Below are 12,527 nucleotides of genomic sequence, written 5' to 3'. Positions count from 1 at the left end.
GAAGAAAGGCCACGCATGTCTCGTCCGAGGTTCATCAGCTTCACCCGCAACGGCTCGCTCGGCTATGGCTTGCTGGTGGATCGCGGTGTCATCGATCTGTCCCGGCGTCACGGCAAGCGCTGGTCCTCTTTGCGTGAAGTGATCGAAGACGGCGCGTTGCAGTCCCTGGCCGAAGAGAGCGCCGCGCTGTCGGCGGATTTTCCGGTCGAGGACATCCGCTATGAAATTCCGGTGCCGGCACCGGAAAAGATCATCTGCGTCGGCGTCAACTTTCCCGACCGCAACGAGGAATACAAAGACGGGCAGGCGGCCCCCTCGAATCCCTCGCTCTTCATCCGCTTTCCGCGCTCGTTCACGGGCCATGAACAAGCCCTGTTGCGTCCCCCCGAGAGCCCGCAACTCGATTACGAAGGCGAGATCGTCATCGTGATCGGCAAGGGCGGTCGCAGGATTGCGCAAGCCGCGGCGCTCGACCATATCGCCGCGCTGTCGCTATGCAACGAAGGCACCATCCGCGATTGGGTCCGGCACGCCAAGTTCAACGTGACGCAGGGCAAGAACTTTGACGGTACCGGTTCGATCGGACCCTGGCTTGTCCCCTATACCGATGAGAGCCAGCTTGCCGACATCAGGCTGGAAACCCGGGTCAACGGTGAAGTCCGCCAGCAGGACGGCACCAGCCGGATGATCTTCTCCTTCCGCAAGATCATCAACTACATCTCGACGTTCACGACCCTGGTTCCCGGCGATGTCATCGTGACGGGTACGCCGACGGGTGCGGGCGCGCGTTTCGATCCGCCGATCTGGCTCAAGCCCGGCGACGTCGTCGAGGTGGAGGCGGAGGGCATCGGCGTGCTCCGCAACACGGTCGCGGATGAGGCGTGATCCCTATTACGTCGGCGAGGCGGCACGCACGCGAATGCGGCCCTCGTCGTCCACGACGATCGGAATGGCATCGAGCACGCAATCCTGGCCGAGTCCTTCGACGCCAACGCCGTCCCGAACGCGGAATCCAGCGCTGTGATTGGTGCACCGAAGCACCGCGCCGTCCGCGCTCAGCACGTTGGAGCCGCGATGATCGAGCGGCAGGTACTGGTGGGGACATGCGTTGACATAGGCCACCAAAGTGCCCGCCGACCTCACGATCAGGACCGGAAAATCAGCCGGGCCGAACTTGATGGATTTGAGGCTTCCTTCGTCGATGTCAACGGCCTCGCACAGGATTGCGCCTTCGGCTGGAGCGCCGCGATAGCTCTTCCATGCGTCAGATATGGCTGCCTCCCTCAGGACGCCTTAAGCACGCCGCGCTGAATCTGGTCGGCCTCGATGCTCTCGAACAGGGCCTTGAAATTGCCCTCGCCAAAACCGTCATCGCCCTTCCTCTGGATGAACTCGAAGAAGATCGGGCCGATCACGGTCTTGGAGAAGATCTGGAGCAGGATGCGGGTCGCCCCGCCATTGACGACACCTTCGCCGTCGATCAGGATTCCGTGCTTGCGCATGCGATCGAGCGGCTCGGTGTGGCCCTTCACGCGGTCGAACGATTTGTCGTAATAGATCGAGGGCGGGCCCGGCATGAATTCGAGCCCGCGGCCGCCGATAGCGTCGGTCGCCGCATAGATGTCGTCGGTGCCGACGGCGATGTGCTGGATGCCTTCGCCCTTGTACTGGCGCAGATATTCTTCGATCTGGCTCTTGTCGTCGGCGCTCTCGTTGATCGGGATTCGGATCTTGCCGCAGGGCGACGTCAGGGCGCGCGAGGTCAGGCCGGTCAGCTTGCCAGAAATGTCGAAGTAGCGGATCTCGCGGAAATTGAACGTCTGGCTGTAGAACTTGTACCAGGTGTCCATGTTTCCGCGCATGACGTTGTGCGTGAGGTGATCGAGATAGTAGAACCCAACGCCCTTCGGAGCCGGATCGACCTCACCGGTCCAGTCATACTCGGCGGAATAGGGCGAGCCCTTCGCGCCGTAGGTCTCGACCAGGTACAGCAGGGATCCGCCGATGCCGACGACGGCCGGCACGTCGAGCGACTTGTCGTTGCCGGTATATTCGGTGCCGCCGAGCTCGAGGACGCGCTTCAGCGCATGTTTGGCGTCGACGACGCGCCAGGCCATCGCCGGCGCGCAAGGGCCGTGCTCTGCGACGAAGCGCGCGGCATGGGAGTTCGGTTCCCGGTTCAGGACGTAATTGATCTTTCCCTGGCGCCAAAGGGAGATGTCCTTGGTCTTGTGCCGGGCAACTTCCGTGTAGCCCATCTGCTCGAAGAGCTTGGCGAGCTTCTGCGGCTCCGGATGGGCGAACTCGACGAACTCGAAGCCATCGGTGCCGGCCGGGTTGATTGCCGAAATGGTGGCGGGTGGGGCATCGTGAGGGAAGGGGCCCAATGTCGCGCTCCTGGAATGGGATCTGTTCCGACACGAAATATACTGCCGCCCGGCTGCACGATCTCCGCAAAATCCGCTCGACAAAGCCCAGCTATGCGTGAAACATGCGTGTATTTGTAGTTTCGCGCAAGGATCACGCATGGATCAGTTCGACGTCAAATTGCTGCAGGCGCTTCAATCCGATGGACGTCTGTCGAATTTCGAGCTCGCCGACATCGTGGGTTTATCGGCATCGCAATGCTCACGCCGCCGCGCCGCGCTCGAAGATACCGGCGCGATTGCGAGCTACCACGCCCATCTCGATCGCGAAGCGCTCGGGCTCGGCATCGTGGTCTTCGTGCAGGTGACGCTTGCGACCCACTCGCCGGACAATTCGCGGCGTTTCCTCAAGCTGATCGAGAGCTTGGAGGAAGTGCAGGAGGCCTATGCGCTCACGGGCGAAGCGGACTACCTCGTCAAGGCGACGATCACCGATCTGAAGGCGCTCTCGCGGCTGCTCAACGAGGTGTTTCTGCCGCACGACAGCGTCGCGCATGTGCGCTCGTCCATCGTTCTCGATCGCTTGAAGCAAACCTCCCAATTGCCGCTTGGGCACCTGATCCCAGCCGAGACGCGTGCGGCGGAGGGCTCCAGGTCGCGCAGGAAAGGTTCATCACAGCGATCTAGACGGTCCAGCTAGCTGAGCGCTGCCGACAGCTTGTGCATCACCCGGTCGAGCACTTTCACTTCTTCGGCGGTGAGCACCCCGAGCAATTCCGTCTCCCGCGCCAGCGCGAAGGGCACGATCTTGCGATAGAGCGTGCGGCCGGCCGAGGTCAGTGAGACGATCAGCTCACGCCGATCGTCCGGATGATGCTTGCGGCTGGCGATGCCGCGCGCTTCCAGGGCCTGCACGGCGCGGCTGACTTGCATCTTGTCGAGCGTCGTCAGCGGGCCGATCTCCTTGGTCGCAATCTCCGCCCGTCCGCCGAGGATCGCAATCACGCGCCATTCCTGCCGCGTCAGCGCAAAACGCTCGGAATAGACCTCGGCAACGGCGAGCGACACCTGCTCGGCGAGGCGCGCCAGCCGGTACGGAAAATATCGCTGCAGATCGAGCTCGCCGCCATCCGGCGCCGTGACACGGTCGGCGGCTGCGGCCCGGCCTCGTGCTTCACCCGAACGTCCCATCTCGCCGTTTCCGCGCCTTTAGGTCCACAGGCAGATTCTTCCGGGCCGATTGATCCAGATCAAATCCAGGAAATAGTAACATCTGATACGAATTTCGCAACCGCAAATCCAGGGAGCGAAATCATGAAGATCGAGAAGATCCATCACGTCGCCTATCGCTGCGTCGACGCCAAGGCCACCGTCGAGTTCTACAAGAAGGTCATGAACATGGATCTGCTCGGCGCCATAGCCGAGGACCGCGTGCCTTCGACCAAGGCGCCCGATCCCTACATGCACATCTTCCTCGATGCCGGGAACGGCAACATCCTCGCCTTCTTCGAGCTGCCGAACTCGCCGCCGATGGGCCGCGATCCCAATACGCCGGAGTGGACCCAGCACATCGCCTTCCAGGTCAAGGACCTCGCCGAGCTCGAAGAGGCCAAAGCGCGCGCGGAGGCCGCCGGCCTCGACGTCGTCGGCGTCACCGACCACACCATCTTCAAGTCGATCTATTTCCGCGATCCCAGCGGCCATCGCCTGGAGATCGCGGCCTGGACGGCCACGCCCGATCAGATCGACCGCATGAAGTCGGTCGCGCATGAGATGGTCGAGGAATGGTCGCGCACCAAGCGTCCGCCGCGCCACACCGCCTGGATGCACGAGAAGGAATTCGCGGACGCGCATTGATCTCCGGCCGTGCATCAGGAAGCGAACATGACGAGCTACATCTATCCGAAGTTCGGCTATCGGCGTTCCCAGGAGCAGGCCGAGGGGATCGTGAAGCGGCATCCGATCGTGGTGATCGGTGCAGGTCCCATCGGCCTGACCGCTGCGCTGGACTGCGCGGCACGCGGCCAGCCGGTCGTGGTGCTCGATGACAACGACACCGTCTCGATCGGCTCGCGCGCGGTCTGTTACGCCAAGCGTCCGCTCGAGATATGGGACCGTCTCGGTTGCGCCGCGCCCATGGTCGAGCGCGGCGTCAGCTGGAATGTCGGCAAGGTCTTCTTCCGGGACGAGCTGTCCTACCAGTTCGATCTGCTGCCCGAGGCCGACCATCAATGGCCGGCCATGATCAATCTGCAGCAATATCATCTGGAAGAGATGCTGGTGGCCCAATGCAGGGCCAATCCGCTGATCGAGCTGCGCTGGAAGCACCGTCTCATCAGCCTCAAGCAGGCCGCCGACCATGCGACCTTGGCGGTGGAAACGCCCGACGGCATCTTCACCATGGAGGCGCAATGGGTGATCGCCTGTGACGGGGCCAATTCCGACGTGCGCAAGATGGTGGGCGCCGAGTTCACCGGTCAGTTCTTCCAGGATCGCTTCCTGATCGCCGACGTCGCGATGAAAGCGGATTTCCCGACCGAGCGCTGGTTCTGGTTCGATCCGCCGTTCCATCCTGGCCAGTCCGTGCTGCTGCATCGGCAGGCCGGCAACATCTGGCGGATCGACTTCCAGCTCGGCTGGGAGGCCGATCCCGATGAGGAAAAGCGGCCGGAGCGGGTGATCCCGCGCATCCGCGCGATGCTCGGCGAGCACACCGAATTCACGCTCGAATGGATCTCGATCTATCAGTTCGCCTGCCGGCGCATCGACAATTTCCGGCAGGGCAGGGTGCTGTTCGCCGGCGACGCCGCGCATCAGGTCTCGCCGTTCGGCGCGCGCGGCGCCAATACCGGCGTCCAGGATGTCGACAATCTCGCCTGGAAGCTCGCGATGGTGCTGCGCGGCGAAGCCTCGGAGGCCCTCCTCGACAGCTATCACGAGGAGCGTGCCTATGCCGCGGACGACAACATCCTGAACTCGACGCGGGCCACCGACTTCATCACCCCGAAGACGAAATCGAGCCGCTATTTCCGCGACGCCGTGCTCGAGCTCGCCCGGCATCACGGTTTTGCGCGACCGCTGGTCAACAGCGGCCGGCTTTCGACGCCGACCCCTTATGTGACATCAGTGCTCAATACTCCCGACCACGACGCGGTGCCGGGCGGCATGCGGCCCGGCACCAATGCGGCGGATGCGCCGATTGCGGTGGACGGCAAGCCTGCCTGGTTCCTGCATTGTCTCGGCGATGGCTTCACGGTCGTGGCCTTCGGCAAGGTGAGCGACAAGACCGAGATTGCGGCGGGGCCGTTCGCGGCAAAACTCATTCTCGTCGGCCGTGACATCGAGGACCCCACAGGTCTCCTTGCGCAGCGCTACGGCGCTTCGCCCGGGACCACTTATCTGTTCCGCCCGGATCAATATGTTGCCGCGCGCTGGAGCGGATTCGACGAGGCGGAGATCACCCAAGCGCTGTTGCGTGCCGCCGGCCACGACACCGCCGACCGGACGGAGCTTGCCGCATGACGCTGAATCTGTCGCCGAACATCGCCGACCCCGACGATTTCTACGCCGAGCTGATCAACAGCCAGCGCGATCTCGACGAGGAGCAGGCCCTGCGCATGAACGCCCGCCTGGTCCTGTTGCTCGCCAATCACATCGGCGACCGCAAGGTGCTGACGGAGGCGATCGGCTGCGCCCGCAGAGGCGGCGGCTAGGTCGCGGACGCCGGCCGCATCGAGGCAAGAGGTGGTATGAAGCCGCAGGCGGCGCCGGGTTCCTGTCGCGCGATCTCGCCGGCTGAATGCGGCGCCGAGGTCGCTCGCGTCGAAAAGCCACGGGGGCACCTCTTCTTGACTTGGCTCAAGGTGAGCTCGGCGAAGTTCGCCATCCTCTCAGGCCACACCAAGGTCGGAGGAAGCCCCATGGTAGGCCGAACCGTTGCCGCAGCGTTGCTGTTCGCCGTCCTGAGCCAGCCAGCTTTGGCTCAATCGCCGGCGGACCATCAGAGCCATCATCCAGGACAGGACCAGGCGCCGGCGTCGCCGCAGTCGAGTTCTCCTGCAAATCCGTCCGCCGAGCGGCAAGGCTCGATGCGCGGTGGAGATATGATGGGAATGATGGGACAAGGAATGAAGGGGCATGGCGCGACAGGCGGTGATGCCGTGCAGTCGCCGGTCGTCTTCCGCATCATCTTCGCGCTGATGGATGCCGATGGCGACGGAAACGTCTCGTTGCCGGAGTTTCAGGTCGCTCACGAGCGAATTTTCAAGGCAATGGATCGCGACAAGGACGGAAAGCTCACCTTTGAGGAGATGATGGCGTTCATGCACAGGAACAAGAGCCACGTCGCGCCACAGCAGTGAGCCGAACCGAAGGGCAGGCGCGCCAGGCCATGTCGTTTGATCGGGTCCTGCGATGGGCTCTGGTTGCGATCGCAATCGCCGGATTGACTGCCGGCATTCTCGCGCGGGCCGCGGGCCGACCTGATCTGGCCGAGGTCGCGTGGTCGCTCGGCACCGCGCCCGTGATTGCAGGATTGGCGGTCTCGATCATCCAGGATCTGCTGAGAGGCCGCGTCGGAGTGGACGCGATCGCTCTGCTCTCGATGAGTGCGGCGTTGGCGCTCGGGCAGCCGCTCGCAGGGGCTGTGGTCGCGCTGATGTACTCCGGTGGCAACGTGCTGGAGGAGATCGCGATCGCGCGGGCGGAGCATGATCTGCGATCCCTGGTTGATCGGGCGCCGCGGCAGGTCCATCGCAAATCCTGTGACCGGATTGAGGATGTTCCGATCGAGGACGTCGCGGTCGGCGAAGAGCTTCTGGTGCAGGCCGGCGAGATCGTGCCGGTCGACGGTGTCGTTGCGTCGGCTTTTGCCACGATCGACGAGTCCGCGGTTACCGGCGAACCGATTCCGGTGGAGAAGACGCGCGGAAGCGCCGTTCTCTCCGGCTCTCTGAATGTGGGCGAGACCTTCCAGCTGACCGTGACCGCGCCGGCCAGCGAGAGTACCTACGCGGGCATCGTGCGCATGGTGACTGCGGCGCAAACGGCGAGAGCGCCCTTTGTGCGGTTGGCCGATCGGTATGCGCTGATCTTTCTGCCGGTAACACTCGTCGTCGCCTTTGTGGCATGGCACATCTCCGGCGACGTGACCCGCAGCCTTGCCGTGCTGGTGGCGGCGACGCCTTGCCCCTTGATTCTGGCCGCGCCCGTGGCCTTTATCGCCGGGGTGGCGCAGGCGGCCCGCCGCGGCATCCTGGTCAAGGGCGGGAGGGCGCTGGAGGCGTTGGCCCGTGCGCACACGGTGCTATTCGACAAGACCGGAACCCTGACCGTCGGCGGGGCGCGGTTATTGTCCGTCGAAGTCGCGCCGGGCGAGGATCCGGATGAGGTGCTCGCGCTCGGGGCGTCGCTCGAGCAAGCTTCGCATCACGTGCTTGCGAAGGCCGTCGTTGCTGCGGCCCTCGCCCGAGGGCTCAAGCTGAAGCCGCCGGATCATGTCAAGGAGACCATGGGTTCCGGTCTTAGCGGCCAGATCGACGGACGCCAGGTTATGGCGGGCTCGCGAGAGATGCTGCTCTCGCGGGCCGAGCTCTCGCCATGGGAGTTGCGGGCAATTCGTCGTGCCTCGTGGCGCTCGGCGCTGATCGTCTTCGTCGCGGTGGGCGGCCGTCCCATCGGCGCGTTGCTGCTGGCCGACGAATTGCGAGCCGATACACCACGAGCGATCAGGCTGCTGCGCGATGCCGGCATCGTGCGCATGGTGATGGTCACGGGTGATCGCGCCGCCGCGGCGCAGGCCATCGGGGCCGCGCTCGACCTCGATGCCGTGCTGGCCGATCGCGTTCCCTCGGACAAGGTCGAGGCGGTGCGTAGCGAACAGCGGCTGCATCCGACCATCATGGTCGGCGACGGCATCAATGACGCCCCGGCGCTGGCCGTGGCTGACACCGGGGTCGCGCTCGGCGCGCGCGGTGCAAGCGCCTCCTCCGAGGCGGCAGACGTGGTGATTCTCACGGATCGGCTGGATCGGGTCGGCGAAGCGATCATCATCGCGCAGCGGTCGCGGCGCATTGCCCTTCAAAGCATCTTCGTCGGGATGGGATTGTCGTTGGCGGCAATGGTCGCTGCCAGCCTTGGCTGGCTCGATCCCGTACCCGCCGCGATCGTCCAGGAGGTGATCGATGTTGCCGTCATTCTGAACGCGCTGCGCGCGCTCAATCCGCCCCTGGTCAGGACTGGTCCGCGCCTCAGCGCGGAGCAGGGGCTGACATTGCATCACGATCATCAGGCCCTGCTTAGGGATCTCGACCGCTTGCGCCAGATCGTCGATGCCCTGGACGATGCGGTGCCCGAATCCGCCGCTGCCTTGATCGGCGAGGCCCACCGCCTGGTCCAGGGCAGCGTCGTGCTGCACGAACGCGAGGATGAAGACAGCGTCTATCCGAAGCTCACGGCGGTGCTGCGCGACCGTCATGGCCTCTCTGCCATGAGCCGTGCGCATCGCGAGATACTGCATCTCGCGCGGCTACTCGCCCGGATCGCGGAGGATCTGCCGTCAGAGAAGATCGACCGTTACCTTGTTCGAGACGCTCAGCGCGTGATCGAGGCGATCGAAACGCTGGTGCGCATGCACACCGCCCAGGAGGAGGATATCTACGAGGCCGTGGCAGCATAGGCGATCGCGGTGCCGCATGCTGCGGAGCCGGCTCCGCGGCAATGGCGGCGCCATCCGGGCAGGATAAGGCGGCGGGCGCCGCCGGCTGCCACGAGATTTCAATGATCCGGCGGTTGCCAACCGGCATGGTCAAAATACTCGCCGTATTGAGCGAGCGCCCGCATAATCTTCATGGCTCCTTGATCGCGGCGGGCCCCGGTCTTCATATTGGCCGCACCATCGATGATCTGCTCGAGAACCAGGTGAAGTTGCTGGTCGGCCTGCTCGGGCAGCTTGCAGTTCCCCACCACGTCATCGACCTGCGCCTGGATTCGCGCCGCCAGAGCCTCGTATTGCGCGGGCGTAAACGCATTGCCGTGAATGGGTGCCAGCGATTGCCTCATCGCGAGAGCGATGTCGTTCATGCCGCGGCGCAGGACATCATCGGTCGGCCACTTCTTGCCGTGGTCGAGCCCCGGCCGGCCCGTCGCGGTTGGTCCTTCATGCGCGTGTGGTCCGGCGGCGAGAGCAGGCTGCCCTAGGACGAGACAGAGTGCGAGGGCTGCCAGCGGGAGCGATTTTGTTGAGATGATCACGGGACTTCCTCCGAAGAGCTTCTTTGCCTTCAGGTGGGAGATCGCGGCAGGTATGAGTTTGCGCTGGAGCAAAGTCTCGCGCGGAATGAGCTGCGGCGCCGCGACGCAGGCGTCGGGATTCAGCCATCAGACCGGCGTCGGGCGATTGGCTGAATTGGAATGGTCCAAGCGCCTGCTTCGATTGAGCTCATCACGAGCAGCTTGAGTCAGCTCAATGCAACGCAGCTCGATCAGTTCAAGCTGGCGCCGAGATGTTGTGAGGCAAGGTCATGCAGAAGCTCAAACGGGTCTTTTGGGGCAGTTTGGCGGTTCTCGCCCTGCTGTGGCTGGTTGCGGAGCCGCAGCCATTTGGCCCGGGCCCCTTCTTCCCACTTCGCGAGAGGATGGTCCAGTTGAGCGGCGTCCTTGCTATCGGTTGCATGAGCATGGCGATGATCCTCGCGCTACGGCCGCGTTGGCCGGAGGCGTGGCTGGGCGGTCTCGACAAGATGTACCGCTTGCACAAATGGCTCGGTATCGCAGCCCTTGTCACTGCCGTTGTCCATTGGCTCTGGGCCAATGGTCCGAAATGGGCGGTCGGTTGGGGCTTGCTGACCCGACCACAGCGGGGCGCGAGGCCCGCCATCGAAAATCCCATCGAGGCCTTCTTCGACGGCCTTCATGGGCCGGCGGAGGGGTTGGGAGAGTGGGCGTTCTACGGCGCCGTGGTGCTGATTGCTTTGGCGCTCATTCAAATGTTTCCCTATCGGCTTTTCTACAAGACGCATCGGCTCCTCGCCATCGCTTATCTGGTTCTGGTCTTTCATGCGGTCACGCTGATCAAGTTCAGCTACTGGATGTCGCCGCTCGGCTGGATCGTTGGGGCGCTGCTTGCCTTCGGAACATGGGCGGCGGCCGTTGCGCTGTTGCGGCGCATTGCCGCCCGGCGGCAGGTCCAGGGCAGGATCACCTCGCTCAAATATTATCCCGGCGTCAGAACAATCGAGACTGAAATCGAGATGCCCCATGGCTGGCCGGGGCATAGGCCGGGCCAGTTCGCATTCGCCACGTCCGACGTCTCCGAGGGCGCGCATCCCTACACGATAGCCTCCGGCTGGAACGCCGCAGACCCCAGGATCATCTTCATCACCAAGGAACTCGGCGACCACACCAGCCGGCTGCGGGAGAAGCTCCGTGTCGGGCAGGAAGTGAAGGTGGAAGGGCCCTATGGCTGCTTCACCTTCGACGACGATTGCTCGCATCAGATCTGGATCGGCGGCGGTATCGGCATCACGCCCTTCGTTGCCCGCATGAAACAGGCGGCCATGAAGAATGTTCCTGGCTGCTCTGTCGCGCAGGCGGTTGACCTCTTTCACACCACCGCTGATATGGATGAAGAAGCCCTCGGCAAGCTTGCAGCAGATGCACGCTCGGCAGATGTTCGTCTCCACGTTCTCATCGACGCCCGTGATGGCCGCTTGACCGGCGACCGCATTCGCGAAGCCGTACCGCAATGGGGCGAGGCGAGCATCTGGTTCTGCGGTCCGGGGGCTTTCGGGGAGGCGCTCAGGCGAGACTTCCGTGCGCACGGCTTTCCTGTCGAACTGCGGTTTCATCAGGAGCTGTTCGCGATGCGATGATGGAAGCCGCATGTGCATTCCGCTTCCCAACTTGCCCTGGCGGCCCGTCCCTGTAATGTCTCCCAAACAACTGGGAAGGGATCCATGGGAGGAGTCTTGGAGGGCGTGCGGGTGCTCGATTTCGGGCGCTATATCGCAGGGCCCTATTGCGCGACGCTGCTGGCCGAGTTCGGCGCCGAGGTCATTCGCGTCGAGAAGCGCGACGGCAGCGAGGACCGCTTCGTGGCGCCGGTCGGCGAAAATGGCGAGGGCGCGCTGTTTCTCCAGGTCAACCGCAACAAGAAGTGCGTCACGCTCGATCCGATGAAGCCGGAAGGGCAGGAGGTGATGCGCCGCCTGATCGCGACGGCGGACGTCGTCGTCGCCAATCTGCCGCCGCAGACCCTGCGCGCGATGAAGCTCGACTATGACTCCTTGAAGGCGATCAAGCCCGACATCATCCTGACGACGGCGACCGCGTTCGGCGGGCCGGGGCCCTGGTCCGACCGGGTCGGCTTCGACGGCGTCGGGCAGGTCATGTCGGGATCGGTGTACATGACGGGCGCAGGCGATCCGCCGTTTCGCGCCGCGGTGAACTGGGTCGATTTCGGCACCGCGCTGCATTGTGCGTTCGGCACGCTCGCCGCGCTGATCGAGCGCGGCAAATCCGGGCGCGGGCAGATCGTCGAGGGCGCACTGCTCGCAACCGCTTTGTCCTTCACCAATGCGACGCTGATCGAGCAGGCCGTCATCAACGTCAATCGCGTGCCCACGGGCAATCTCGGCCAGACCGCGGCGCCCGCCGACATCTACCGCACGAAGGACGGCTGGGTGCTATGCCAGGTCACTGGACATCCGTTGTTCAAGCGCTGGGCGCGGCTGATGGGCGAGGAGGATTTGTGGCTGAACGATCCGCGCTTTGCCGACGACATCAGCCGCGGCAACAACGGCGCGGTGATCAGCGAACGGATGGCGCGCTGGTGCGCCGACCGTACCACGCAGGAGGCCGTCGATGCCTTGGGCCAGGCCATGATTCCGACCGGGCCCGTGCTCTCGCCGCAACAGGCACTGGATCATCCGCACATCCGCGCCGCCGGCTTCATGCAGGATGTCGATTATCCGGGCCTGCCGAAGCCGGCACCGGTGACGCGTGCTGCGGTCCGGCTCTCGGAAACGCCGGGCGAAATCGCGCACCGCCCACCGACGCTCGGCGAGCACACCGATCTCGTCCTCGCAGAGCTCGGCTACGACGACGCCGAGATCGCGGCGCTTCGGCAGGGCGGGATCATCTAGCGCTCGACGCCCCAGGCCG

13 protein-coding genes are annotated in these 12,527 nt (G+C 64.2%); 9 read left to right on the top strand and 4 right to left on the bottom strand.

Features of this window, described 5'->3' with window-relative positions:
* Window positions 1-15 precede the first annotated feature (15 nt).
* The gene (locus RPS27_RS36695) at window positions 16-885 is read left to right on the top strand and encodes a fumarylacetoacetate hydrolase family protein (protein ID WP_313755095.1); all 870 of its coding nucleotides are present in this window, start codon (window positions 16-18) and stop codon (window positions 883-885) included.
* Between the two features lie 6 nt (window positions 886-891).
* Here the strand turns inward: RPS27_RS36695 and RPS27_RS36690 are convergent, their stop codons facing one another.
* Window positions 892-1,221, bottom strand: coding sequence for a Rieske 2Fe-2S domain-containing protein (locus RPS27_RS36690; protein WP_249131522.1), 330 nt, complete (start codon window positions 1,219-1,221; stop codon window positions 892-894).
* A 62-nt stretch (window positions 1,222-1,283) separates the two neighbouring features.
* The gene (hppD, locus tag RPS27_RS36685; RefSeq protein WP_212065436.1) at window positions 1,284-2,387 is read right to left on the bottom strand and encodes a 4-hydroxyphenylpyruvate dioxygenase; all 1,104 of its coding nucleotides are present in this window, start codon (window positions 2,385-2,387) and stop codon (window positions 1,284-1,286) included.
* A 139-nt stretch (window positions 2,388-2,526) separates the two neighbouring features.
* Between hppD and RPS27_RS36680 the strand changes: the two genes are divergently transcribed.
* A complete protein-coding gene (locus RPS27_RS36680) occupies window positions 2,527-3,066 on the top strand; it encodes an Lrp/AsnC family transcriptional regulator (RefSeq protein WP_212065435.1) in 540 nt (179 codons plus the stop codon).
* On the opposite strand, the gene RPS27_RS36675 is transcribed toward RPS27_RS36680, so the two are convergent.
* Window positions 3,063-3,557 carry a MarR family winged helix-turn-helix transcriptional regulator gene (locus RPS27_RS36675; RefSeq protein WP_212065434.1) on the bottom strand — a complete coding sequence of 165 codons (495 nt, stop codon included), beginning with the start codon at window positions 3,555-3,557 and terminating at the stop codon, window positions 3,063-3,065. The two genes, RPS27_RS36680 and RPS27_RS36675, sit on opposite strands and share 4 nt — an antisense overlap.
* A gap of 123 nt (window positions 3,558-3,680) precedes the next feature.
* On the opposite strand from RPS27_RS36675, the gene RPS27_RS36670 reads away from it, so the two are divergent.
* Genes RPS27_RS36670 through RPS27_RS36650 form a run of 5 tightly spaced genes read left to right on the top strand, consistent with a single transcriptional unit; the run spans window position 3,681 to window position 9,042 of the window.
* The gene (locus RPS27_RS36670) at window positions 3,681-4,223 is read left to right on the top strand and encodes a VOC family protein (protein ID WP_212065433.1); all 543 of its coding nucleotides are present in this window, start codon (window positions 3,681-3,683) and stop codon (window positions 4,221-4,223) included.
* Window positions 4,224-4,250: 27 nt separating this feature from the next.
* Window positions 4,251-5,888 (top strand): FAD-dependent oxidoreductase, encoded by a 1,638-nt coding sequence (locus RPS27_RS36665; RefSeq protein WP_212065432.1) that lies wholly within the window; start codon window positions 4,251-4,253, stop codon window positions 5,886-5,888.
* Window positions 5,885-6,079, top strand: coding sequence for a DUF2783 domain-containing protein (locus RPS27_RS36660; protein WP_194406814.1), 195 nt, complete (start codon window positions 5,885-5,887; stop codon window positions 6,077-6,079). Before RPS27_RS36665 ends, RPS27_RS36660 begins: the two co-directional genes overlap by 4 nt.
* Before the next feature lie 36 nt (window positions 6,080-6,115).
* Entirely contained in the window at window positions 6,116-6,727 is a 612-nt protein-coding gene (locus RPS27_RS36655; protein ID WP_310473231.1) for an EF-hand domain-containing protein, read from the top strand.
* A 29-nt stretch (window positions 6,728-6,756) separates the two neighbouring features.
* The gene (locus tag RPS27_RS36650) at window positions 6,757-9,042 is read left to right on the top strand and encodes a heavy metal translocating P-type ATPase (RefSeq protein WP_212065431.1); all 2,286 of its coding nucleotides are present in this window, start codon (window positions 6,757-6,759) and stop codon (window positions 9,040-9,042) included.
* Window positions 9,043-9,140: 98 nt separating this feature from the next.
* Here RPS27_RS36650 and RPS27_RS36645 read toward each other — a convergent pair whose 3' ends face one another.
* Window positions 9,141-9,617 (bottom strand): hypothetical protein, encoded by a 477-nt coding sequence (locus tag RPS27_RS36645; RefSeq protein WP_313755015.1) that lies wholly within the window; start codon window positions 9,615-9,617, stop codon window positions 9,141-9,143.
* 269 nt (window positions 9,618-9,886) lie between these two features.
* Here RPS27_RS36645 and RPS27_RS36640 point away from each other — a divergent pair, with 269 nt between their 5' ends.
* Both RPS27_RS36640 and RPS27_RS36635 read left to right on the top strand, forming a co-directional pair.
* Complete coding sequence (locus tag RPS27_RS36640; protein WP_212065430.1) at window positions 9,887-11,236, top strand: ferric reductase-like transmembrane domain-containing protein; 1,350 nt, start codon at window positions 9,887-9,889, stop codon at window positions 11,234-11,236.
* Window positions 11,237-11,320: 84 nt separating this feature from the next.
* Window positions 11,321-12,508, top strand: coding sequence for a CaiB/BaiF CoA-transferase family protein (locus tag RPS27_RS36635; RefSeq protein ID WP_212065429.1), 1,188 nt, complete (start codon window positions 11,321-11,323; stop codon window positions 12,506-12,508).
* Window positions 12,509-12,527 lie beyond the last annotated feature (19 nt).

This window comes from Bradyrhizobium sp. WYCCWR 12699, from assembly GCF_032144035.1.
GTDB lineage: Bacteria > Pseudomonadota > Alphaproteobacteria > Rhizobiales > Xanthobacteraceae > Bradyrhizobium.
Note: the sequence above shows the minus strand (reverse complement) of the source record. Positions and strands in the feature narration are given on the sequence as shown.

Coding starts and splice junctions, on each gene's coding strand:
- RPS27_RS36695 (WP_313755095.1), top strand. CDS start 16: ATGTCTCGTCCGAGGTTCATCAGCTTCACCCGCAACGGCTCGCTCGGC.
- RPS27_RS36680 (WP_212065435.1), top strand. CDS start 2,527: ATGGATCAGTTCGACGTCAAATTGCTGCAGGCGCTTCAATCCGATGGA.
- RPS27_RS36675 (WP_212065434.1), bottom strand. CDS start 3,557: ATGGGACGTTCGGGTGAAGCACGAGGCCGGGCCGCAGCCGCCGACCGT.
- RPS27_RS36670 (WP_212065433.1), top strand. CDS start 3,681: ATGAAGATCGAGAAGATCCATCACGTCGCCTATCGCTGCGTCGACGCC.
- RPS27_RS36665 (WP_212065432.1), top strand. CDS start 4,251: ATGACGAGCTACATCTATCCGAAGTTCGGCTATCGGCGTTCCCAGGAG.
- RPS27_RS36660 (WP_194406814.1), top strand. CDS start 5,885: ATGACGCTGAATCTGTCGCCGAACATCGCCGACCCCGACGATTTCTAC.
- RPS27_RS36655 (WP_310473231.1), top strand. CDS start 6,116: ATGAAGCCGCAGGCGGCGCCGGGTTCCTGTCGCGCGATCTCGCCGGCT.
- RPS27_RS36650 (WP_212065431.1), top strand. CDS start 6,757: ATGTCGTTTGATCGGGTCCTGCGATGGGCTCTGGTTGCGATCGCAATC.
- RPS27_RS36640 (WP_212065430.1), top strand. CDS start 9,887: ATGCAGAAGCTCAAACGGGTCTTTTGGGGCAGTTTGGCGGTTCTCGCC.
- RPS27_RS36635 (WP_212065429.1), top strand. CDS start 11,321: ATGGGAGGAGTCTTGGAGGGCGTGCGGGTGCTCGATTTCGGGCGCTAT.